At 50.3% G+C, this 23357-nt stretch carries 19 protein-coding genes; 9 read left to right on the top strand and 10 right to left on the bottom strand.

Annotated elements, in window-relative coordinates:
- The first annotated feature begins 76 nt into the window (after positions 1 to 76).
- A complete protein-coding gene (locus CIL02_RS06555; protein ID WP_094400126.1) occupies positions 77 to 946 on the top strand; it encodes an AraC family transcriptional regulator in 870 nt (289 codons plus the stop codon).
- A 597-nt stretch (positions 947 to 1543) separates the two neighbouring features.
- Here the strand turns inward: CIL02_RS06555 and CIL02_RS06545 are convergent.
- From CIL02_RS06545 to dut, 8 genes are all read right to left on the bottom strand, one after another.
- Positions 1544 to 1924 (bottom strand): hypothetical protein, encoded by a 381-nt coding sequence (locus CIL02_RS06545; RefSeq protein WP_240513558.1) that lies wholly within the window; start codon positions 1922 to 1924, stop codon positions 1544 to 1546.
- Between the two features lie 237 nt (positions 1925 to 2161).
- Entirely contained in the window at positions 2162 to 3817 is a 1656-nt protein-coding gene (locus CIL02_RS06540; RefSeq protein ID WP_094400122.1) for an RluA family pseudouridine synthase, read from the bottom strand.
- Positions 3814 to 4653 (bottom strand): FAD-dependent thymidylate synthase, encoded by an 840-nt coding sequence (locus CIL02_RS06535; RefSeq protein ID WP_094400119.1) that lies wholly within the window; start codon positions 4651 to 4653, stop codon positions 3814 to 3816. The genes CIL02_RS06540 and CIL02_RS06535 overlap by 4 nt, the downstream gene beginning before the upstream one ends.
- Positions 4654 to 4782: 129 nt before the next feature.
- Entirely contained in the window at positions 4783 to 6132 is a 1350-nt protein-coding gene (locus CIL02_RS06530) for a DUF389 domain-containing protein (protein WP_094400117.1), read from the bottom strand.
- Between the two features lie 34 nt (positions 6133 to 6166).
- A complete protein-coding gene (locus tag CIL02_RS06525; protein ID WP_094400115.1) occupies positions 6167 to 7864 on the bottom strand; it encodes a murein hydrolase activator EnvC in 1698 nt (565 codons plus the stop codon).
- A gap of 43 nt (positions 7865 to 7907) precedes the next feature.
- The gene (locus tag CIL02_RS06520) at positions 7908 to 8783 is read right to left on the bottom strand and encodes a DUF4292 domain-containing protein (protein WP_094400113.1); all 876 of its coding nucleotides are present in this window, start codon (positions 8781 to 8783) and stop codon (positions 7908 to 7910) included.
- Complete coding sequence (locus tag CIL02_RS06515; RefSeq protein ID WP_141210144.1) at positions 8784 to 10523, bottom strand: tetratricopeptide repeat protein; 1740 nt, start codon at positions 10521 to 10523, stop codon at positions 8784 to 8786.
- Positions 10520 to 10957 carry a dUTP diphosphatase gene (gene dut, locus CIL02_RS06510; RefSeq protein WP_094400111.1) on the bottom strand — a complete coding sequence of 146 codons (438 nt, stop codon included), beginning with the start codon at positions 10955 to 10957 and terminating at the stop codon, positions 10520 to 10522. The genes CIL02_RS06515 and dut overlap by 4 nt, the downstream gene beginning before the upstream one ends.
- Positions 10958 to 11043: 86 nt before the next feature.
- Between dut and dgt the strand changes: the two genes are divergently transcribed.
- Positions 11044 to 12381: a dGTP triphosphohydrolase gene (dgt, locus tag CIL02_RS06505; RefSeq protein WP_094400157.1), complete on the top strand. Its 1338-nt coding sequence runs from the start codon at positions 11044 to 11046 to the stop codon at positions 12379 to 12381.
- Between the two features lie 341 nt (positions 12382 to 12722).
- Here dgt and CIL02_RS06500 read toward each other — a convergent pair whose 3' ends face one another.
- Both CIL02_RS06500 and CIL02_RS06495 read right to left on the bottom strand, forming a co-directional pair.
- Positions 12723 to 13712 (bottom strand): GNAT family N-acetyltransferase, encoded by a 990-nt coding sequence (locus tag CIL02_RS06500; protein ID WP_094400109.1) that lies wholly within the window; start codon positions 13710 to 13712, stop codon positions 12723 to 12725.
- A gap of 53 nt (positions 13713 to 13765) precedes the next feature.
- The gene (locus CIL02_RS06495; protein WP_371589095.1) at positions 13766 to 14581 is read right to left on the bottom strand and encodes a glycerol acyltransferase; all 816 of its coding nucleotides are present in this window, start codon (positions 14579 to 14581) and stop codon (positions 13766 to 13768) included.
- A gap of 319 nt (positions 14582 to 14900) precedes the next feature.
- Here CIL02_RS06495 and CIL02_RS06490 point away from each other — a divergent pair, with 319 nt between their 5' ends.
- The 7 genes from CIL02_RS06490 (at position 14901) to murD (ending at position 23348) form a co-directional block, all read left to right on the top strand.
- Entirely contained in the window at positions 14901 to 15350 is a 450-nt protein-coding gene (locus CIL02_RS06490) for a division/cell wall cluster transcriptional repressor MraZ (protein WP_094400155.1), read from the top strand.
- A 26-nt stretch (positions 15351 to 15376) separates the two neighbouring features.
- Positions 15377 to 16318, top strand: coding sequence for a 16S rRNA (cytosine(1402)-N(4))-methyltransferase RsmH (rsmH, locus tag CIL02_RS06485; protein ID WP_094400105.1), 942 nt, complete (start codon positions 15377 to 15379; stop codon positions 16316 to 16318).
- Positions 16319 to 16434: 116 nt separating this feature from the next.
- On the top strand, positions 16435 to 16824 hold the full coding sequence (locus CIL02_RS06480; RefSeq protein ID WP_094400153.1) for an FtsL-like putative cell division protein: 390 nt from the start codon (positions 16435 to 16437) through the stop codon (positions 16822 to 16824).
- Positions 16825 to 16972: 148 nt separating this feature from the next.
- Complete coding sequence (locus CIL02_RS06475) at positions 16973 to 19141, top strand: penicillin-binding protein (protein WP_094400103.1); 2169 nt, start codon at positions 16973 to 16975, stop codon at positions 19139 to 19141.
- Between the two features lie 27 nt (positions 19142 to 19168).
- Positions 19169 to 20623 carry a UDP-N-acetylmuramoyl-L-alanyl-D-glutamate--2,6-diaminopimelate ligase gene (locus CIL02_RS06470; protein ID WP_094400101.1) on the top strand — a complete coding sequence of 485 codons (1455 nt, stop codon included), beginning with the start codon at positions 19169 to 19171 and terminating at the stop codon, positions 20621 to 20623.
- A 72-nt stretch (positions 20624 to 20695) separates the two neighbouring features.
- Entirely contained in the window at positions 20696 to 21964 is a 1269-nt protein-coding gene (gene mraY, locus CIL02_RS06465) for a phospho-N-acetylmuramoyl-pentapeptide-transferase (protein ID WP_094400099.1), read from the top strand.
- 52 nt (positions 21965 to 22016) lie between these two features.
- Positions 22017 to 23348, top strand: coding sequence for a UDP-N-acetylmuramoyl-L-alanine--D-glutamate ligase (gene murD, locus CIL02_RS06460; RefSeq protein WP_094400097.1), 1332 nt, complete (start codon positions 22017 to 22019; stop codon positions 23346 to 23348).
- Positions 23349 to 23357 lie beyond the last annotated feature (9 nt).

Below are 23357 nucleotides of genomic sequence, written 5' to 3'. Positions count from 1 at the left end.
CGTTATTGTATCAAAATGCATGTCTTTCGGTAAAAAAACGTAATTTTGTGGTACAAACGAAAATACGAATCAACATATGAATTATCCCATCGAAAAATTTGATGTTTACACTTTGAATGTCGGCTATTCCTGCCATAACGCTGACTGGAACTGGAAAAACATACAAAGTCCTTTCGCCCGTCTGTATCTTGTCTTAAACGGCAAGGCTATGATAGTATTGCCCGGCGGTACATACGAACTGACTCCTGGGCACTTGTACCTTATCCCAGCCTATACACGTCATAGCTATATCTGCACCTCTCATTTCTCACACTATTACCTGCATATCTACGAGAAACAGACTTGTGAAATAAGCATACTGGAAGAGTTTAACATGCCTGTTGAGGTGGAAGCAGAAGAATACGACATGAAGCTTTTCGAGAAACTGGTTCATTTAAATCCTTTCATGAAACTTCCTTCATCAAACCCCAATAGTTACGACAACCACCAGACGCTGGTCAACAACATGCAGATGAACGTAAAAAGACCTTTCTTCGAAAAGGTGGAGTCGAGGGGTATTCTCTTCATACTGCTGTCACGGTTTCTGAAAAATGCCTCTCCAAAGGTCGAAGTGTCCGATGACCGCATCAGACAGGCTCTCGCACTAATAAGGCATAACCTCAACAAGCATCTCGACATAGCAACAATAGCCAACGAGGTATGCATGTCGAAGGATCATTTCATAAGAACTTTCAAGAAGGAGGTGGGAACAACGCCTAATACATATATAATAAGGAGAAAGATGGAGATGGCACAATTGCTGTTGCTCACCTCCGACAATCCGGTAAAATCCATTGCTGCCCAGCTTGGTTTTACAGATGACTCGTATTTCAACAGGGCTTTTAGCAAATTCTCCGGAAAATCACCGCTGCAATACAGGATTTGTAGGGGACAAACCGACATGTGAGTATGTATTTTGCGCAATATTCATAAAATATAGTATACTTGAATGATATAAAAAAAGAGGCCGTGTCAGTTACTTGAATTATTTTGGACAAGAAATATATCTTTAAGACAAAAACGAATTAGGGACCTGTCCCCTGACCCTCTCGTCAGAGACCGCATGGCACAAAGACTAAAAGTTGTTCTCAACTATTATTTCAACGGGCATTCCCAGAACATATTTCATGAAAAAGTATCTCAAAAAAAATCCCACAATCATAAAACATGGTATAAGTATTGGCATTATCCAAAATGGTATAATTTGATAAGATTTAAGACCATTAAATCTTGTGACAATTATGTCCCTCTTTCTTTTATATCTTATGTAACAGATTACAAACAATATTATTGATAATGTCTTAAAATATGATTCGGGTAGGAGTAAACACAGAATTTCATCTGTAAGAAGCCCCAATAGAGTTAGAATTGAAAAAAAAACATAAATCACAGATAGAAAAAAAGCATTTAATTTGTCTTTGCGAATACAATATCTGTAATAACAATAGAATAAATAATCAAAAAATGCCATCATAACTATTACCGTATTTTTATATTATAAACACTACTTAGTCAATTCTACAGAATTCCAAAGCTTTTCGAATTCGATTTTTGAGATATATGTCAAGTTAAAACTTGCATACACACTTAAATCGAAGTCGGAATCAGCCCAAAAACCACGATTTCTTTCATCAGGCATTTTTACAATGATGTTATTCTTAGCATCCTGCCCAATTTCTCTCAATACGTGATTATATACAGTATCATCGTATTCCACGTACCATGTTGTCACATTCTGTATAGCTTCTTCAAAATCAGGATTAGCAATTGGTAATGCCTTCTTTACAACATTCAACAAGAGCCTCATAAATGCCGCATATAAGCTATTTGTATCTTTACGTTTTTCCTTGCGATTCGAAGGATGAGAAAATGAAAAATATATCATAGTTACATCATTTTTTGTAAGGCACGGCTTCAACGTCTGTTAGCCTGCTGTAATGGAACTCCACGGAACTTTTTCTTGGGGAATTCTTTTTTTTGTTGTCACCATATTCAATTCTTGACGGGTATACATGCAGCCTAATCTAACGAATACTTGTCCCACAGATGGCACAGATGACACTGATAGAGTCCGCAAGCGGACTGGTGGAGTGAACGTAAATTGTCACGAATTAACCGTAAATTATTCCCTCATAGTGAACGGAGGGACAACAGAGAAGTGCATGTTTTTTCCTGTTCTCGGGTGCCTGAATGTTATCTCCGATGCATGGAGATATAGTCGGTCTGCCTTTGTGCCATAGAGGGCATCGCCCTTTATGGGCGTGCCTAATCCCTCTTTATGTGCGCAGTGTACCCTAAGCTGGTGAGTGCGTCCCGTTTCAGGGAACAGCTCTATATGGCAGTTGTCAAGCATGGTCCACCGTGTTATGGCGGGTTTGCCATGATCATGGTCGACCATCTGGCATGGACGGTGCATGTAGTCGGGAGCGAGCGGCAGGCTGATAATGCCCTGCTGTCCTGGCGCCACTCCATCGGGCATATTGCTGAGCACTGCCACATAGCGTTTTCTCACTTCGTGGGCAGCAAACTGGCATTGCAGGTTATGATAGGAGTCGGTGTTCAGTGCGACTGCCATGATGCCGCTTGTGGACATATCGAGGCGATGAACCATCATTGGGCCCGTGGCCTGCGGAAACCTCCCTCTCATAATGCTGTACACCGAGGGGCGGTTGTCCTTTCCTGGTACGCTGAGCATACCAGCAGGCTTGTACACAACAGCTATGTCGTCATCGTGATAGATAATGTTCAGCTGGTTGTCGTTGTCATCAGCCGTTTCCGTACAGTCAGGGTCTACATCCAACCCCTTGAGCATCCATTGCAGTATGGGCTTGCACCTGCCCTGGCAGGCTGGGCAGAAGGCACCATCGTGTCGTATGACATTCTGTGGTGAGGCTCCCACCCACATCATTGCCATGCACAGCGGCTGCATACTGTTGGCATATGCATACTGCAGCAGACGTGGCTCACAACATTCACCGCTACCCGAGGGAGGCACTCTCATGACGGTATCACGGAAAATCTCTGTCAGGCTCTTCGCCTCTCCATAGGCGTTTAACATTGCATGGTTGTCAAAGAGCCATGTCTGCAAGGCATCAGACCGCCTCTGCCTCTCTGTTTTCATGGCGTTTATCTTTGCGTTGACGGCATCCAGCTTTTGGCGTGCCACGTCGATGGCTGTGCGCCCAGCAGCCTTTATGCGTCTGAGCTGAGCTTTCATGAACTGGCTCTCACGTGTCATCGCCTCCTTGTCAGACTCGGTCAGCATGCCTTTGGCACGCATGTCGTCACGTCTTGCCTTAGCCGCGGCCATGGCCTTGCGGTGTTCATCAACTTTCTGTCTTGTCTCTTCCTCGGCTTTGGCGAGGTTGTTACGAAGTTGCGCCATTAGCGTGCTTCCACTTAGGGATGCTATCTCACGGTTGATGGCTGAGATGGCAGCCTCCTCCTTTTTAAAATGTCCGTCAGGAGAGAGGTAGTGGAATACAGGAGGCACAAAGCCCAGCAAGCTGTCGTGTCCGCATATCTGTCCGCTGAAGGCTGCCAGAAAGCCAGTAGCGCCATCGATGTTCCTCACAACAAGCACGCCAATCATCTTGCCGCTGTCGACTTCCTTCCTCAGTTCCGCATTATCTGATGCCGCAGCGAAGAGGAGAGCTCTTGCCTGCTCCATGGCAAGCAGGCACAGTGGGTGAGGGTCGTAGCAGAAGGGGTTGGACATGCGCGGCGGTGGCGCTATGTCGCTGTTCAGTGGATGGAAAATATCGTCAGGGGTATTCATATAAGCTGTCGCTTGCGGAACTCCTCAAGCAGAGGCTCAGCCAGCAGCTTGGCGTCGGGGTGCGGTGCGCCTGTGGTACCCAATGCCCTCAGGTCGAAGAAGTGAAGCCAGTCGGAGACGAAAGCTGTGTGCACGAGCTCGGTATTGGTGTCAAGAGGCAGTACCGCACGTGCCTCCTGCGGTTTCCTTCCTGCTGCCACAAGGTTCATGTACGCCTTCTCTGCAGCCATATTGGCGAAAAGCCAGTTCTCGTAGTCGTCTGCTGAGCCGTCGGCAACTTTCTGGCAGAGTGTCAGCAGATCATCAGTCGTATTGCCTTGGCACGACACCCATGAGGGAAGGTTGACGGAAATCTCGCCAGAGAATTTCTCCTTTGAGTAGTTGCAGTAGCGGGTGGACTGTTCGGCCATGGAGTTCGCACGATGGCGGTTGAACTCACGTGTGATTGCCACCTGTGTCGTGAAATGCACGGTCACCCGTCGCTGGTGATGAGGTGTAGGTTCACAGAAGAGGCTCATATCGCTTTCCCACCCGTTCTCGACAAGAACCCTGAGATTAGTCGTGACGAAATCCTCGTCACCGACATTTGTGTATCTTGAGAACTTATTGTAGTGGTACTTGTCGAGTCCGCATCCGCGCAGGTACACCGTTCCGTGCTCGAGCATGGCTGTATGCTGGCTCTTAACCATTCGCTCCACAAACGGTTTCGCCGATGTCAGGGTAGCATTGTTCTCACTCTTGTAGCATACTCTTCCGGCACGCTCTATCTGCCTGTATACTCCATCGGGGCCAGGCTGCTGGTCCCATATCTCAAATGAAGGTTGTATTATATTCATCGTATCTATTGATTATTTCCAAAATATGATATATGAGGGGGTTGAGAGGTTCGAGAGGTTCGAGGGAAATACCTTTACCCTTTGACCTTAGACCTTAGTCCTTAGACCTCAGCCCTTTGACCTTAGTCCTCACCTCCCTACATATACGACCAGGCTATCGGCCTTGGCCCTTGACTTCAGCCATGAGCGCAGTCTTGCGGCATCGGCATCCGACAGTTTCGTGCGTGGCTTTAGAGTCACTACTGCCGCCACGTATCGCTTGGCAAGCGCCGTGTCGCATCGGTTCTCAACCATATTTGACAGTCCGATGGTGGTGATGGCGGGGAACAGCGAGGGCACCTCTGTGGATATTTCCTTGGCAAGGCTCTCGTAGTTGACATACCCTGCGAGCTGTGTAGACAACACCGACACCTGTGACGACAGCTCCAGAATTTGCTTCCGGTCGTCCTCGCGGCTACTCGTGGCCTGCGACAGCTGGCTGTTCAATCTCAGCAGGCTGTCCGACTGCTCGCCCTGAATAACTTCGAGCGAGTATTTTCCCAGTCCGTACTGTGACATTCGCCTTACAGCTTCTTTCTGCTTTGCTGCATTTATTTCTTTTCCCACGGCCACAACGTTGAGTGTCTTGGCATCGTTATCAAAAGAATGTGAGATTAGCTGCGTGCCTGCCTGCGAAAGCTCGTTCTTCATAAAGCGGCTGACGTTGTTGTCGAAGATGCTCCTGCGTACAATACCGATGGTCATCAGCACGGAGGGGATGATAGTTAGCAGGACTATTCCCATGATGATACGCTTGGTGCGCAAAGCCTTGTCAGGCGACAGAAACTCCCTGCGCTGGAAATGCATCAGGCGAACACCGAGGAATGTGGCGAAACTGATGAAAACGGTGTTGATGAAGAAGAGGTAGAACGCTCCGAGGAAATAGAGCAGATGACCAGTGGCCAGTCCATAGCCGGCTGTACAGAGTGGTGGCATAAGGGCTGTTGCTATGGCTACGCCTGGAATGACATTGCCCTTACCTTTCGTGCATATGGCAATGATGCCTGCCGCACCACCACACAGGGCTATGAGTACGTCGTAGAGCGTCGGCGATGTGCGTGCGAGAAGCTCCGACTGAGCCTCGCCCAATGGTGTGATGAGGAAATAGAACGTTGCCGTGAGCACACTTATGAGAGTGGCCACGCCGAAGTTCTTTGCCGAGCGCCGAAGCAGGTCAAGGTCATTGATGCCTATGGCGAGTCCCATGCCGATGATTGGCCCCATGAGCGGTGAGATGAGCATCGCTCCGATGATGACGGCCGTGGAATTGACATTTAGTCCGAGCGACGCAATGAATATTGCAAAAATCAGCACCCACAGGTTGGCTCCCTTGAAGCTCACTCCGCTGCTTATCTGTTCTACTATTTCGTGCTCGTCTTCCTTGTCGGGCATTATGTTGAAGTATACTTTTGCCCTTCTGATAGCATCTGTCAGTGTCATGGTTGTCAGGATTATGATGTTAGTGTGGCAAGGGCTATCTTGCAAGCCACTGCTCAGGATTGAGTTTCGTTTTCTCCTTATATAGGCGGAACTGCAGTACATTGTCTGTTCCTACGGTTCCGAGTGTTTGGCGTGCCCGTACCTTCTGTCCCATGGAGACGGAGACAGAACGCAGGTTACAGTAAACAGAGATATAGGCTCCGTGGCGCACCATGACTACCTTAGACCCGGAATATCCGAATACGGCACTCACCTCGCCATCGTAAACGCTACGCGCCTGGCATCCGCTGCTTCCCATGAGGTTTATGCCCTTGTTGTCGAGCGTTACCCCCTTCAGTCCCTCTACATTATATTGTCCGTAATGGGTCACTATGCGGTAGTTGCCAGTCAGTGGCATAGGCAGCCTTCCCTTGTTCGCCTCTATACCGTTGTTCATCAATCGGTCGGCGGAGCTGAACTTCGTCTCAGCCTCAGCCGTTGCCTTTGCCTCGGCCATTTCCTTCCGGCTCCTCTCAGCCTCCGTTTTAGCCTTCAGCTCAGCGGCCTGTCGCTGTGCCTCGGCCTCCCGTGCGGCCTGCTCAGCCTTTTCCTTCCTTTCAGCGGCAAGCCGCTCAGCCTTCTGCGCGGCCTTCTGCGCGGCATCCGACTTAGCCGTAGCCCTTTCCCTTGCCGCATCCTCACGCGCCTTTCTTGCAGCCTCTTCCGCAAGAGCCGCCTGCCGTGCCTCCTCCTTGAGCTTTGCCTCCCTCGCCTTAGCCTCGGCAATTCGCCGTTCGTTCTCCCTTGCGGCAGCCTCAGCGGCAGCCCTCTTGCGCTCCAGCTCTGCTGCTCTCTTGCGTGCGGCCTCTGCTGCAGCGGCCTTTCTCTTTGCCTCAGCCTCTGCCCTTAGACGTGCCTTCTCCACCTCTTCGGCCACCAGCCTGTCTATCTGTGCGTTAAGGGCCGCATCCTTCTTGCGTTGGTCGGCAATGATGCCCTTGATGGTCTTCTGCTGTTTCTGCAGTCCCTTGACCACCTCCTGCTGCTCGCTCTGCTTAGTCTGCAACTCGGCTTTTTCCCTCATGCCTTTCTGCAGCAGGCTGTTCTTCTGTCCCTTCACAGCCATAAGCTGCTGGCTCTTGTTCTCCACCTCCAGTTGCTTGGCCTTTACCTGCTCGCCCTGCGCGCGCTGGTAGGAGGCATACTCGCGTACAAACCTCAGACGGCGGTACATCTGTGCGAAATCCTTGGCAGAGAATATGAACATGAGCTTATCCTGCGCCGAGCGGTGACGTGACATGTAGCGCATGGACTTGATGAAATTACGCTGCCGCTCCTTGAGTTGCTGCCTCAGGGTCTCAAGCTGCGAGGTGAGCATGTCGATGTTGCCGTCGATATGTGCAATGTCCTGCTCTATACCCGTTATGGACTTCTGTCTGTCCTCTATCTCGCTGTTTATGACGAGCAGGTTCTTGAGCCTGTCCTTGACATCAGCCTGATTGGCCCTGAGCGCCTTCTCCTGCTCCTTTATCTTCTTCTGTATGTCGGCCCTCTGGTTCTGCAGTCCCTTGATAGACGCATTGGTGTATACCGTTGCGGGAGCAGTCTTCTTGGCAGTCTTGGTCTGCTTCTTCCGTGTAGTTTTAGCAGACGACTTCCTGGTTGTTGTTTTCTTCGCTGTAGTGGTCTTGCGCTGTGCCGTGGCTGGTACGGCAAGGAGTATGGCGAACAATATGATTAACAGTTTCCTCATTATGTTGCGATGGTAATAACGTATTGCCTTGCATGGCTGCAGGTCAGAAATTCAACAATTTGCCAAAGACATCGGATGCCTCCACCTTCTTGTATCTCGACGACACCTCTGTCCGTGCCTCCCATTTCTCGTCGGTCTTCACTTCATCCATGTCTATTACTACTCCCGTTGCGCCTTTGCCCTTGATTGCGGCTGACGAGAACGAGAACGACTGGCGGGCAGGGAAGAACTTGCTGCCTACGCTGACAAAGCGCGAGTAGTCCCAATCGAGTGTGGAGTTGCCGTGCGAGGTGCTGGAATGGTTCACCTTGGCCTTTGCTATGCGCCCCGTCACATCCGCGCTCCATGTATAGTCCATGTTACCCATGTGCAGCGACACCGTCTGGAACTCAGACGTGGCCGAGACTCTGAACTTGTCCATATCGCCCTCGCCAACCTTGTTGCTGCCCGGCAGGAACAGCTGGTTCCAGAAGAGAGCCTGAAGGGAGTAGAAATTCAGACCGTTGTCACGGAGAAAGTCGAGCTGGTTGTAGTCGGCCTTGATGTATTCCTTGTGCATCCTGTCGAGCACAAGCACATAGTCGGGCGTAAACTCAATCCTTCCCACCTCGCTCCCCAGTATAGGTATGAAAGCCTGTATTCTGATAACCTCGTCGCGCCTCATCCTTAATGCTCCCGGCACGGAGACGTCCTTGCTCCCCATCTTGACGTTGAGCGTCATCTTGCCTACGATGTTCTTGGCGTACACCTTTTGGTCAGAGACTTTTCTTACAAAGTCCAGCGGCTCGGACTTACCTTGTGCGTTGCCCGTAGCCGTTTCGTTAGCCGAAACACCTCCAATGGTCTTGTGTGAAGCGCAGCCTGCGAGCATCACTGTCAGGCAGCAGGCTGCTGCAGCTATTATTTGTCTTGTCTTCATTTATTTCTGTATGTACTTTCTTCGTTTAATCTTCCTTCTCAACAGTTTGCTGTCGCCTCCCCTGTCTGCGGCCTTCTGCCACAGCTCCACGGCTTTGTCGGTATTGCCCAGCATGGCATATATGTCACCTGCATGCTCGTAGATGTCTGAGTGCATGTCCTCGGTGGAGTCGTTGGCCATGGCCTGGTCTATGTAGATTCTTGCCTCGGAGTATCGCTCCTGCATGAACAGTATCCACGCGTAGGTGTCGAGATATGTTGTCGACTTCGGCTCGGCCTGTATGGTCTTGAGGCTCATCTCCTCGGCCTTCTTCAAGCTGGAACCATCGAGGCTCAGATAATAGGCATAGTTGTTCAGGCACGAGATATTGTCGCTCTTCCAGTGCAGGCAGCTGTCATATGCCGCATACGCCTCCTGCTTCCGTCCCATATTGAAGAGGATGTCTCCCATGGCGGAATAGAAATCGCTCACTATTCCAGGCTCGCTTTCGTCATTGATGTTGTCCACTCCCTTTCGGAATACCTCATACGCCTTGTCATCGTCGCCTTTCATATAGTATCCCATTCCGGCAAAATAGTAGAACACCATCTCCTCGGGGTTATACTGTGTGCCTGGCTCGCTGAGGGCAATGATGTCGTCCATGTTGTGCTCAGGGTACCGAAGCTGTATGAGCTGGAACCTTGCGGCCGCATTGTCCGGAGCTATGTCAAGTAAGGCCACAAGGGCACTGTCGATATATTCCTTGGGCGATTTCTTCATCGACATATATGCTATCTTCATTTCCCTAAGGGCTGTCTCATCGGGTGCCGCTGCTATCACTCTGTCGAACAGTGACAGCATTGTCAAGCTGTCTCCTCCCTGCCTCTCGTTCTGCTGAATGGCTTGCCTGATAAGCTGCAGCTTGTTGTCGGTAGGTGCCGTCGGACTTATGAGTATCTGCTCCATGATGCTGTCGGCCTTGGCCTCCTGGCCTGTCTGCATGTAGTAGTCATACATTGACAACTGAGCGTAGACGTTGTTGGGTTCCTCCTTCAGCGCATTCGAGAATATCTCCAAAGCATCTTCCTCCCGGCTGTTCTGCATATACCAGTTGCCGACCATGATGCCGTAGTTGAGGTCATAGGGATGCGATGCCGCAAGCTGCTGTACCACCTCGCATGCAGACTTGCTGTCTCCCATAAGCTCATATATTTTCATCTTCGACAGCGCCAGATCATCACTCATTCCGTCAACCTGTTCTATGCGGTTTACCACGTCAAGCATACGTGGATAGTCCTTTCGCTGCTGAAACAGCTGAAGCAATATCTTCATTGCGTCTGTGCGGTACTTGTGAGTGTCACACAGACGGGTATAGGCATCTATGGCCTTATCGTAGTTGCCCGTGCCGATATAGAACTGGGCAAGCTTCTCCTGATAGACCTCATTGTTTGGCGACAGGTCTACGGCACGCTCCAACGATACCAGGGCCAGAGAGTCCTGCCGCATCTCTGACAGGTACATGGCCATGAAAAAGCATGCCTCGGGAGCATCCGGAGATATCTCCAAGGCATGACGCAACAGCTCGAATGCCGATGCCATGTCTCCGGCGCTCTGCCGGCGTATGGACTCAAGAAAAAAATACTGGTAGCGTCCGGCCTGCGCCGTGTTGCTACCCGATATTTCCCCAGCCGCACATACTGCCGGCAATGGCAGCAGGAAGCCTATTGCTAAAAGAACTGTCTTGAAAACACTTTGCTTCATTTCACTCCTGTATGACCATAACCGCCAGTACCGCGCTGAGTCTCGTCCAGGACCTCTACCTCGCAGAAACTGGCTACCTCGTGCCTGGCCACCACCATCTGGGCTATACGCTCACCGTCGCTGACCACAAAGTCGTCTTGTGAGAGATTTATCAGCAACACCATCACCTCGCCACGATAGTCGGCATCGATGGTTCCCGGACTGTTGAGCACAGTAATGCCTTTCTTGTATGCCAAACCACTCCTTGGGCGCACCTGTGCCTCGTAGCCTGCTGGCAGAGCCATATACAGTCCTGTCGGAATAAGACGGCGCTCAAGAGGGTGCAGAACTATCGGCTCGTCGATATTGGCACGCAAATCCATTCCTGCACTCAGCTCCGTGGCGTATGCTGGAAGCTGATGGCGACTTTTGTTTATGATGTTTATTTTAACCATATATGATTTTTACATTGCCGCAAAATTAGCAAAAAAAACTGAGAACACAATGATTTCTTGATATTTATTAGTACTTTTGCGCCATGATGGAGTGGAAACGACTAATTTCGAACAAAAGGCTCGGCCAGGAACAGAGACATGCTCTCAGGGACGACGACCGCACGGAGTTCAAGAGAGACTACGACAGGCTGATATTCTCCGCACCTTTCCGAAGGTTGCAGAACAAGACACAGGTGTTCCCCTTGCCAGGAAGCATCTTCGTACACAACAGGCTCACACACTCGCTGGAGGTGGCATCGGTGGGGATGTCGCTTGGCAACGACGTATGTCAGATACTGACGCAGAGGCATCCAGAGCTAAAGGATACGCTGTTTCAGGAGATTGGCACCATTGTGGCAGCGGCATGTCTGGCGCACGACCTTGGCAACCCTCCATTTGGACATAGCGGCGAGAAGGCTATACAGACATTCTTTTCCGAGGGTGCCGGCAACGGTATCAAGGAACTCGTCAGCGAGAGATTCTGGGCTGACATCACACACTTCGAGGGCAACGCCAACGCTTTCAGACTGCTCACACACCGCTTTATCGGACGTAGGGAGGGTGGCTTCGCCATGACCTACTCTACATTGGCAAGCATTGTGAAATACCCCTTTGCCAGCACGGAGGCAGGAGAGCATGGGAAATTCGGATTTTTCGCTACTGAGGAGGACACCTTCTTGAAGATTGCCGACCAGCTTGGCTTGCGGCGACTCTCTGCTCCCGACGCTCCTGCTGCATACGCACGACATCCGCTGGTGTACCTCGTGGAGGCTGCCGACGACATCTGCTACGAGATTATGGACATGGAGGATGCGCACAAACTGAAAGTCCTGTCTTTTGCAGAGACACGCGACCTACTCCTCGGCTTCTTCGATGAAAGGACCAAGGATGAAATCACAGCCAGGATTGAACATGAGGGCATCAGCGACGAGAACGAGCAAATTGTCTATATGAGAGCCCGTGCGATAAATATTCTGGAGACGGAATGTGTAAAGGTTTTTGTTGATAATGAGGAGGCCATACTGCAAGGCACGTTCAGCGGCAGCCTGGTGTCGCATATCGGGGAACGCACCAAGAAGGCGTACGAGAAATGTGTCAATGTCAGCATGAGAAAAATATACTGCAGTAAACCAGTCCTCGATATTGAGCTAAGCGGTTACAAGATAATGGAGACACTGATGGAAACCCTCACGCACGCAGCCATAAACCCCGAGCAATTCCACTCCAAACAGCTCATCAGGCGATTCAGCAGCCAATACGACATCTGCAGCCCCGACGTAGAGACAAGGATTATGGCCGTCATAGACTTCGTCAGCGGAATGACCGACATATATGCGCTCGACATATATCAGAAAATCAATGGTATATCGCTGCCTATAGTGTAATATAGGCTCTATCAAACACCTACATGCCTGCTATACGAACTTATGGTATAGCAGGCATGTTATGTAGTTATTTTTGCTCAGTGGAAAATCATGGGGAAAGGATTCCTACATAAAGGCACCTTTCACGCATACGTTTGCGGGGACAGATGCAAAGCTTTGCGTTGGCGGATGCAAAGCTTTGCATTGGCAGTTGCAATGCTTTGCGTTGGCAGTTGCAAAGCTTTGCGTCTGAGACGGGCAAAACCGGCATAGAAATCGTCAGTCCTATTCTTGATAACAGAAAAGGGAAGAAAGACTTACCATACGGGCCACTGTAGCCCCAGGAAATTTCTGCCGAACCGTTATTTTTCCTGATAAATAACGTTGTTGGCTCCACTCGTTATCTTCATGGCCTCGGGATGCTCCTTGATATAGCTGTCAATATGCCTGATGCGTTTCTCCTCCAATATCTCGTCGACAGCTATTAGGATGCCCGTTTCCTCAACATCGCCGAAACCGTAGTTTATGGCAGTACCGAAGAGACGCATTGTAGGGCTGAGGTTCATGTATGCGTTGACCAAAGGAGGAATATTGTAACCCAGACGGCGTATCTCGCGGTTGAGGATGCGGTAGTCAGCACGGAAGTCATCCTCGCAGAAAAGAGTGGCCAGCTCCATAGGGTCAGACTCTATGCGCAGCGGCTTCAGTGGCACGATAAGGTTGTCCTTGTCATCGAAATGTTTTTTCAGGAAGTAGAGTATCATGTCGCGGCCTCGCCTGATATACGAGGGATACATCGTAACCTTGCCGAAGAAATACTTCACCTTGGGGTTGATAACCGTCAGAGCTCCCAGACCGTCCCAAAGATTGTCGAGAGCAAAGATGCTCTTGGTGTTTGTGCGCACGTTCTGATACTCAAGCGACACGAATGAGCGTCCGAGCTCCACGGTATACGGAGCATACTCGCGCATGAATTTCTCGGAAAAATGAAACATGTGGCTCGTTGCCAGCTTCGGCTGCCCATTGGCGCCTATTTCCCATTCACTGCCGAAAAGATACCTGTAACCACCAATAATCTCCTCGGCCTCCGGATTCCAGACAATCAGCTGTTTGCAGCAGCCTGGCATGGTGTCGAACTCGTCAATGTCGGCAGACTTGCCAGTTCCTCCTCCTGCCGTGCGGAATGCTATCTCGCGGAGACGGCCTATCTCCAGCATCACATTTGGAGCATCGTGAGCCGTAACGACATATATCTCATTGTGGCTCTTGTTGGTCATTCTGAGCTGCTTGTCAGGCGTAAGCTCGCTTTTCAGGAGCTCCTTGCTTATCGGCTGGATAATTTCTTCTTCCATTACTTTTTTGGATTAAGTTTCTTGTTTGCCTACAAATTAGCTTTCTACTTCTTTTATAGCGTATAGACGATGTCCTCTACATACTGTGCCCACTCTGCCGGTGTCCTCGACTTGTCGAAGGTCTGCCAGGGGATGGGCTTGCCTATCGATACGCGGAAAGTCTTGTCGACATTCTTGTACATCTCGTCAACAAGGAACAGCATTGCCACATTGAACTTAAGGTTCAGAGCCTTGCAGATATTTGCTATACGATAGAACTTGTCGGAGTTCCGTCCACCGAAGTGTATTGGCACTACATCCCTCTGGTACTCTACACTTTTGGCAATGAACGTTTTCTTCCATGGCAGGTCGTGTATCTCGCCATTGATTTTCCGGGAGCACAGTCCTGCAGGGAACATGAGCATGTGATTGTCGCTGGTGAACCCCGCCTCCACCATTCTCGGGAAATCCCTCCCCTGCTTGCCGGTCTTGTTGATGGGGATACATACAGGAGCCAGACCTGGAAGGCTCATCAGTAGGTCGTTGACAAGATATCGGAACTTACCATCGTAATGACGGCCAATGACAGCCCCGAGCGCTACTCCGTCGGCACCACCAAGAGGATGGTTCGAGACAAACGTATACAGTCTGCCATCGTCTTTTGGCGGAAGATTCTCGGCACCTTCAATCTCCAGAGTCATACGCAGGTAACGCACACACTCCTCCAGCCAGTCGGTTCCTTGCTTGTCACGGCTCTCCCAGAGGTAGCGGTTCACCTCATCCTCATGGACGATGCCCTTGAGCCACTTTACGAGGAAGCGTGGTACGAGTCCGGCCTTGTCGCCCATCTTGTCGTGAAGTATTTTGTCTATATCTATTGTTTTTTCCATGTTCTCCAACAACACAGTTCTTTTATAAGCTCGTGCAAAAATAACATAACTTTTTCTAATATGGCAGTATTTTGACTAAAAAAGTTTGTTTTGACACTATTTTATTACCTCCAGGCAACATTTTTGTAAGAAGTTAGGCCGAACAGAGACTGAAAGCACGATATAGAACAGCACTATGAAGCGACTGTTCCAAGCAAAGGCTGCAAAGCGCGCAAAATCAAGAAAAACATCATAGCGTGAAAAAAATGTGGGGGAAAGTGGTGGAATGTGGGGAATTTTATGTATCTTTGACCCCGAGTTTATTATAAAAGAGGAACGCATGAGATTTTTAGGGAACATTGAAGCCAAGATAGACGCTAAGGGAAGGATTTTCCTTCCTTCTGCATTCCGCAAGGTACTACAGGTATCTGGCGAGGATACCCTTGTGCTTCGAAAGGATGTTTTCCAGCCCTGTCTCGTGCTTTATCCCAAGAGTGTATGGGATTTTCATCTCGACACACTCAGGCAAAAGCTTAACAGATGGAACCCGGAGCACCAGCAGATATTGCGTCAGTTTGTCTTCGATGCAGAGCAGATAACCCTCGATGGCAACGGAAGGTTCCTCATACCGAAACGATTTTTTGACAAGACTACTCTTGGGGCGGATGTCAGGTTTGTTGGCATGGATGACACTATCGAGATATGGAATAGTGCAAGCGGCAGCACACCGCTAATGGACCCAAAGGAGTTTGGAGAGAAATTGTCCACCATAATGGCAAACGAAGACTGACAACTCACACAGCACACGGCAAAAATATGGCAAATACTATAGAGACATATCACGTACCCGTACTGCTTAAGGAAAGCGTTGACGGGCTAAACGTTCATCCTGAAGGCATCTACGTTGACGTCACCTTCGGAGGTGGCGGGCACAGCAGAGAAATTCTGTCAAGGACTGATGCCACATGTCACCTGTTCAGCTTCGACCAGGATGAGGATGCCGAGCGCAATATATTGGACAAATACGGACCAGGGAAATTCACATTCGTGAGGTCGAACTTCAGATATCTGGCCAACTGGATGAGATATTACGGCATCGACGGCATCGACGGACTGATAGCCGATTTGGGAGTGTCCAGCCATCATCTGGACGACGAGGACAGAGGATTCTCATTCAGGTTCAACTCTCCGCTGGACATGAGGATGAACAAACGGGCTGGAAAGACGGCTGCCGACATACTGAACGAGTATGACGAGGAAAAGCTGGCCGACATCCTCTACATGTACGGAGAACTGAGAAACTCGCGCCGGATTGCAGCAGCAATAGCTAAGGCAAGGGGAAAGTCAAGAATAGCGACCACACAGGACCTGCTCGATGCCGTGTCATCAGTAATGAACAGGGAACGGGAGAAGAAAGAACTGGCAAAGCTGTTCCAGGCACTCAGAATAGAGGTCAACCACGAAATGGACGCGCTCAGGGAGATGCTGGCAAGCGCTACGGAACTGTTGAAGCCCGGAGGAAGACTTAGCGTAATAACATATCACTCGCTTGAGGACAGAATCGTCAAGAACGTGATGAAGACCGGTAATCCGGAAGGAAAAGCCAAAAAGGACTTCTACGGCAGGACAGAATGCCCGTTTACTCTTGTAAACAACAAGGTCATAACACCATCCGAGGACGAACAGGCGCAGAACCCGAGAAGCCGGAGCGCAAAGTTGAGGATTGCCGAGAAGATAGGGAGTAAGTTGACAAGTTGACAAGGAAACAAGTTGCTGGCAAAACGATAACACATAAAGAGATACCACTTATGACAGACAAAGATACAGAGACCACAACCGCGGAGAACATCCAGGCAGACGACAACTCCAAGTCCATGCAGGGACAGACACTCAAGGAGGTCATCAGACAAAACGCCACGGAGGACGACGCTCCACTGTCGAAAAAGATTACGCTGAAGAAAATCCTTGGTGGCGACATCCTCACCACAACGACCATCAGAAGGCAGATATGGGTGTTCCTGCTTATAGCATTCTTCGCATTGATATACATCTCAAACAGATATAGCTGCCAACAGGATCTGATTGAAATCAACAGCTTGCAAGAGAAACTGCAGGACGCCAAATACAAGGCCCTGTCAAGCTCGAGCCTCATGACCGAGAGAAGCAGGGAAAGTAACGTGCTCGAAATGCTGAAGGACAGCAACGACAGTACTCTGAAAACTCCCAACCAACCTCCATATATCATCACCATCCCTGAGGAATAAAGTAGAAAGCCTACCGCCTCAACGGCAAAGAACCATGAGGGAAATATACACAATCGACAAGGATTGGCGTTATACAAGTCACGGGAAGCAGGAGGGAGCAGAAAACAAAGACAACGGGTAACAGCATACCAAGAAGGAAAACAAAGACATGAGCAAATTTGACGGAAACAAGATAATGCCACGCTACAGTGCTTTCGCAATAGTAATGACTGCTATTGCCGCATGCGTCATCTTCAAGGCGCTGTACATAATGGTGGCGAAGAAGGATTACTGGACACAGGTGGCAGACAGGGTGAAGAAGGACAGCGTCAATGTCGCACCCACCAGGGGAAACATCCTCAGTTGCGACGGCGAGCTGATGGCAAGCTCACTGCCGGAGTTCAAGGTGTACATGGACTTCAAGCAGCTTCACGATGCCAAGAACGACTCACTTTGGTGCGCAAAGATAGACTCTATCTGCATGGGGCTGAACGCCATATTTCCTGAGAAACCGGCATCAGCATTCAAGGAGCACCTGACAAAGGGCTTCGACAACAAGAAACGCCACTGGCCGATATGGAACAGACGTGTGGACTACAACACATATAAAGAGATACAAGAGCTGCCCGTAATCAAGAAAGGGAAACTTGCCAGCGGCTTCCATGCCGAGGAGTACAATGCCCGTCAACGGCCATACGGCTCACTGGCCGGACGCACGCTTGGCGACATGTTCGGCGCAAAGGACACGGCAAGGTGCGGTCTGGAACTGGCTTACGACTCAATCCTACGAGGCACCAAAGGACTTATACACAGAAGGAAAGTGCTGAACAAATTCCTCGACATCATGGACACTCCACCCATTGACGGCGCCGACATAGTCACCACTATAGACGTAAGCATGCAGGACCTGGCCGAGCGCTCTGTCATTGATGAGCTGAAGGAAATCGACGGCAATGTCGGGGTGGCCATAGTCATGGAGGTAGCTACAGGCGACATCAAGGCCATCGTAAACATGGAGAAATGCATAGACGGCAAATACAGAGAGATAAAGAACCATGCTGTCAGCGACCTTCTGGAACCAGGCTCAGTGTTCAAGACAGCATCCATCCTCGTAGCACTCGACGATGGTGTTGTGGACACCACATGCCGAGTGGAGACAGGTGGAGGTGTATGGCCGATGTACGGCAGACAGATGAAGGACCACAACTGGCGACGCGGTGGCTACGGAACAATATCGCTTCCAAGATCGCTTGAGGTAAGTTCGAACATCGGAGTGAGCAGGATTATTGACGACCACTACCATAACAAGCCAGAGAAATTCGTTGAGGGTATATACCGAACGGGACTGGCCACAGACCTGCACCTGCCACTCGTAGGCTCGTCGAGTGCAAAGATAAGGATGCCGAAAAAGAACAACCGTGGACAGTGGACAAACTGGAGCAAGACAGCCCTGCCATGGATGAGCATCGGCTACGAGACACAGATACCACCAATATCCACCCTGACGTTCTACAACGCCATTGCCAATGGAGGCAAAATGATGCGTCCGCGCTTTGTGAAGCAGGTTGTCAAGGACGGTGTGGTGATAAAGGAGTTTCCGCCAGAGGTGGTGAAGGGACATGAGCAGATTGCCAAGCCACAGACCATCAAGATTATGCAGACAATACTGGAGCACGTCGTGAGCCAGGGACTTGGCAAGAAGGCCGGCTCGCCATCATTCAAGGTTGCTGGCAAGACAGGAACCGCACAGATGTCGAAGGGAGCGGCGGGATATAAGTCAGGAACCACCAACTACCTGCTGTCGTTCGCAGGTTTCTTCCCTGCTGACGCACCAAGGTACAGCTGCATAGTGTGCATACAGAAAAGCGGACTGCCAGCATCGGGAGGCGGCATGAGTGGAGTTGTGTTCCACAACATCGCTGAGGGCATCATGGCACAGGACCTGAAGCTTGATGTCAAGGATGCCAAGGACTCAGCAAGCATTCTTGTTCCGACTGTGAAGAGCGGCAATATCCTGGCTGCCGACTATGTACTGTCGAAGCTGGGCATCAAGACGCAGGCCAACTGGAGCGGCCCCGTTGATATCGGCACGCCAATATGGGGAAAGGCCGAGAGAAACGGCAATGGATGCATAAGCCTGACAAGCAAGAAAGGCTTGGGCAAGGAATACATGCCCGACGTCATTGGCATGGGGGCAAGGGATGCCGTTTACCTGATAGAGAGCAAGGGCGTGAAATGCCAGCTCACAGGTAGGGGAACCGTAGTGAAGCAAAGTCTGGAACCGGGACACTTCATAAAAAAGGGTGAGACATGTCTGCTGACCCTTGACAACCATTAGAAACAAAACAAAAATACAGATACAACTATGAAACTGAAGGAGTTATTGGCAAGCATCAGACCTCTCGACATCATAGGCGATGCAGAGGCGGACATCACGGGCGTGAACATCGACTCACGCAGAATAGAGAACGGACACCTGTTCGTAGCTATGAAGGGCACGCAGGTAGATGGCCACAGATTCATACCCAAGGCCATTGAGCTTGGCGCCAGGGCTGTACTGTGTGAGGATGTACCAGAGGAGACACAGAGTGGTGTAACATATATAAAGGTGGAGTCTACAGAGAACTCTGTAGGAAAGGTAGCAACGGTATTCTACGGAGACCCTTCGCGGAAACTGCACCTCGTCGGTGTTACGGGCACCAATGGCAAGACCACCATCGCCACATTATTATATAATATGTTCAGGAAGATGGGACACAAATGCGGCCTCTTGTCCACGGTGTGCAACTACATCGAAGACGAGCCTATACCCGCCGACCATACCACTCCCGACCCCATAGAGCTGAACCGGCTGCTGGCAAGGATGGTTGAGGCGGGATGCGAATATGCCTTCATGGAATGCTCCAGCCATGCCATCGCACAGAAGCGCATCGGAGGACTGACATTCGCTGGCGGCATCTTCACAAACCTAACACGTGACCACCTGGACTATCACAAAACTTTCGAGAACTACCGCGATGCCAAGAAGGCCTTCTTCGACATGCTGCCCAAGACTGCGTTTGCCATAACGAACGCCGACGACAAGAACGGCATGGTGATGGTACAGAACACCAAGGCCCAGGTCAAGACATACTCCACACGCCAGATGGCCGACTATAAAGCCCATATCCTGGAGTGCCACTTCGAGGGAATGTATCTCGACATCGACGGACAGGAGGTGGGTGTCCAGTTCATCGGTAAATTCAATGTCAGCAACCTGCTCGCCGTATATGGTGCCGCCAGGATGCTCGGCAAAAGCCAGCAGGACATACTCCTGGTGCTCAGCACACTGAAGAGCGTCAGCGGACGATTGGAGCCTATACGCTCGGACAAGGGAGTGACTGCCATCGTAGACTATGCCCACACGCCCGATGCCTTGGAAAACGTGCTCAACGCCATACACGAGGTGCTCAACGGAAAGGGCTCTGTCATCACGGTATGCGGCGCAGGAGGAAACCGCGACAAGGGCAAGCGGCCACTCATGGCACAGGAAGCGGTAAAGCAGAGCGACAGGGTAATCATTACCAGCGATAACCCAAGATTTGAGGAACCGCAGGACATCATCAACGACATGCTGGCCGGACTTAATGCGGCACAGATGAAGAAGGTGCTGGCCATCACCGACCGCAGGGAGGCCATCAAGGCTGCATGTATGATGGCAGGAAAAGGGGACGTAATACTCGTTGCTGGAAAAGGCCACGAGGACTATCAGGAGATAAAAGGTGTCAAACACCACTTCGACGACAAAGAGGTGATCAGGGAGATTTTTGCTGAACTATAACTGCTGTCCAAATTGCAGATACAAAGACTGACAAACATCATAATACATTAACGGCTTAACCAGATAGTCAATATGTTATATTATCTTTTCAGATTTTTAGAGGAATACGGCATTTCCGGCTCACACCTCTGGGGCTATATATCGTTCCGCGCCCTTCTGGCGCTGATTCTGTCGCTGGTCATCTCGGCATGGTTCGGCGAGAAGTTCATCAGCTATCTCAGGAAGAAGCAGATTACCGAGACACAACGCGATGCAAGCATCGACCCCTTTGGCACCAAGAAGATAGGGGTTCCGTCTATGGGCGGCATCATCATTATCGTTTCAATACTTGTACCCGTGCTCCTTCTGGGCCGTCTGCGCAACATCTACCTCATACTGATGATAGTGACGACGGTATGGTTGGGATTTCTTGGCGGAATGGACGACTTCATAAAGATTTTCCGCCGCAACAAGGAAGGACTGAAAGGCAAGTACAAAATAGTTGGGCAAGTAGGCATAGGACTCATCGTGGGACTGGTGCTGTGGTCTTCGCCCGATGTCAAGATGAACGAGAACCTGGCCATAGAGAAACAGGGGCAGGAGACTGTCATCACCCATCGCACGGTGGCCGAGAAATCACTTAAGACCACCATCCCCTTCGTAAAGGGTCACAACCTTGACTACTCCCGCATCATGAGTTTCTGCGGCAAGTATAAGACTGCGGCAGGATGGATTCTGTTCGTCATCATGACAATAATCGTTGTCACAGCTGTCAGCAACGGAGCCAACCTCAACGATGGCATGGACGGCATGTGCGCCGGTAACTCGGCCATCATTGGTGTGGCCCTTGGCATCCTCGCTTATGTAAGCTCGCATATAGAGTTTGCCTCATACCTTAATATAATGTATATACCCGACAGTCAGGAGCTGGTGGTCTTCATGTGTGCGTTTGTCGGTGCGCTGATAGGTTTCCTGTGGTACAACGCATATCCTGCCCAGGTGTTCATGGGCGACACAGGCTCGCTGACCATTGGCGGCATCATAGCCGTATGCGCCATTATCATCCACAAGGAGTTGCTGCTACCCATCCTCTGCGGAATATTCTTCGTGGAGAGCCTGAGCGTGATGATGCAGGTGTGGTACTACAAGCTCGGCAAGAGGAAAGGAGTGAAGCAGCGCATATTCAAGCGTACACCAATACACGACAACTTCAGAACCACCGACAGTCAGCTTGACCCAGAGTGTACGTATCTCATTAAACGGCCACACTCGGCGAAACACGAAACCAAGATTACAATTAGATTCTGGATAATATCCATTATCCTTGCGGCACTAACTATTATCACATTGAAGATAAGATAAGAAATGGGGGAGGGCTATTACACCCACACGTAACAAAACAAATTATTGAGAAATGAAAAGGATTGTTGTTTTAGGAGCTGGCGAAAGCGGTGCGGGAGCAGCCGTGCTGGCACAGAAAGAGGGCTTCGACGTGTTCGTATCGGACATGGCGACCATAAATGCGAAATACAAGAAACTGCTCGATGACCACGGCATAGAGTGGGAAGAGGGACAACATACAGAGGAGAAGATACTCAACGCCGATGAGGTGATAAAGAGTCCGGGCATACCAAAGGAGGCCCCGATGGTACGCAAGATAGCCGAGAAGGGTATACATATCATCAGCGAGATTGAGTTCGCAGGACGATACACCAACTCAAAGATGATTTGCATCACGGGAAGTAACGGAAAGACTACTACCACGTCGCTGATATACCACATCTTCAAGGAGGCTGGCTACGATGCCGGACTGGCAGGAAACATAGGGCGAAGCCTTGCGCTGCAGGTGGCCGAAGACCCACACGAGTACTACATCATAGAGCTTAGCTCGTTCCAGCTCGACAACATGTACGACTTCCACGCAAACATCGCCATTCTGCTGAACATCACCCCCGACCATCTGGACAGGTACGACTACTGCATGCAGAACTATGTCGACTCCAAGATGCGAATCATACAGAACCAGACAGAGAAGGACAGCTTCATATTCTGGAATGACGACCCCATCATCAAGAAGGAGCTGGAGAAGTACGATATCAAGTCTGTGATATGCCCGTTCTCAGAGCTGAAGGAGAAAGGCTCTATCGGATATATCGAGGAAGGCAAATACACCATTGAGAAGCCGATGCCCTTCAACATGGAAGAGGAGGAACTCTCGCTGTCGGGCAAGCACAATATCTACAACTCGCTTGCCGCCGGTATCGCAACCGACATTGCTGGCATCAGGAAAGAGGTCATCAGGAAGAGCCTCAGCGACTTCCCCGGTGTCGAGCACCGTCTGGAAAAGGTCACCAAGGTGGCAGGCGTGGAATACATCAACGACTCTAAGGCCACAAATGTCGATGCCTGCTGGTATGCACTGGAAAGCATGAAGACACCGACAATACTCATTATCGGCGGCAAGGACAAGGGCAACGACTACGATGCCATAAAACCGCTCGTAAAGCAGAAATGCGCAGGGCTGGTATATCTCGGTGCCGACAACAGCAAGCTGCACGACAATTTCGACGGCTTGGGCATACCGGTACGCGACACTCACTCGATGAAGGAATGTGTGGAGGCATGCTACGAGATGGCTAAGCCCGGTGATACCGTACTGCTCAGTCCCTGCTGCGCAAGCTTCGACCTGTTCAAGAACATGGAAGACCGCGGCGAACAATTCAAGACACTGGTAAAAAACCTGTAGAAGCAACAA

Source organism: Prevotella sp. P3-122, assembly GCF_002251365.1.
Taxonomy (GTDB): Bacteria; Bacteroidota; Bacteroidia; order Bacteroidales; family Bacteroidaceae; genus Prevotella.
Note: the sequence above shows the minus strand (reverse complement) of the source record. Positions and strands in the feature narration are given on the sequence as shown.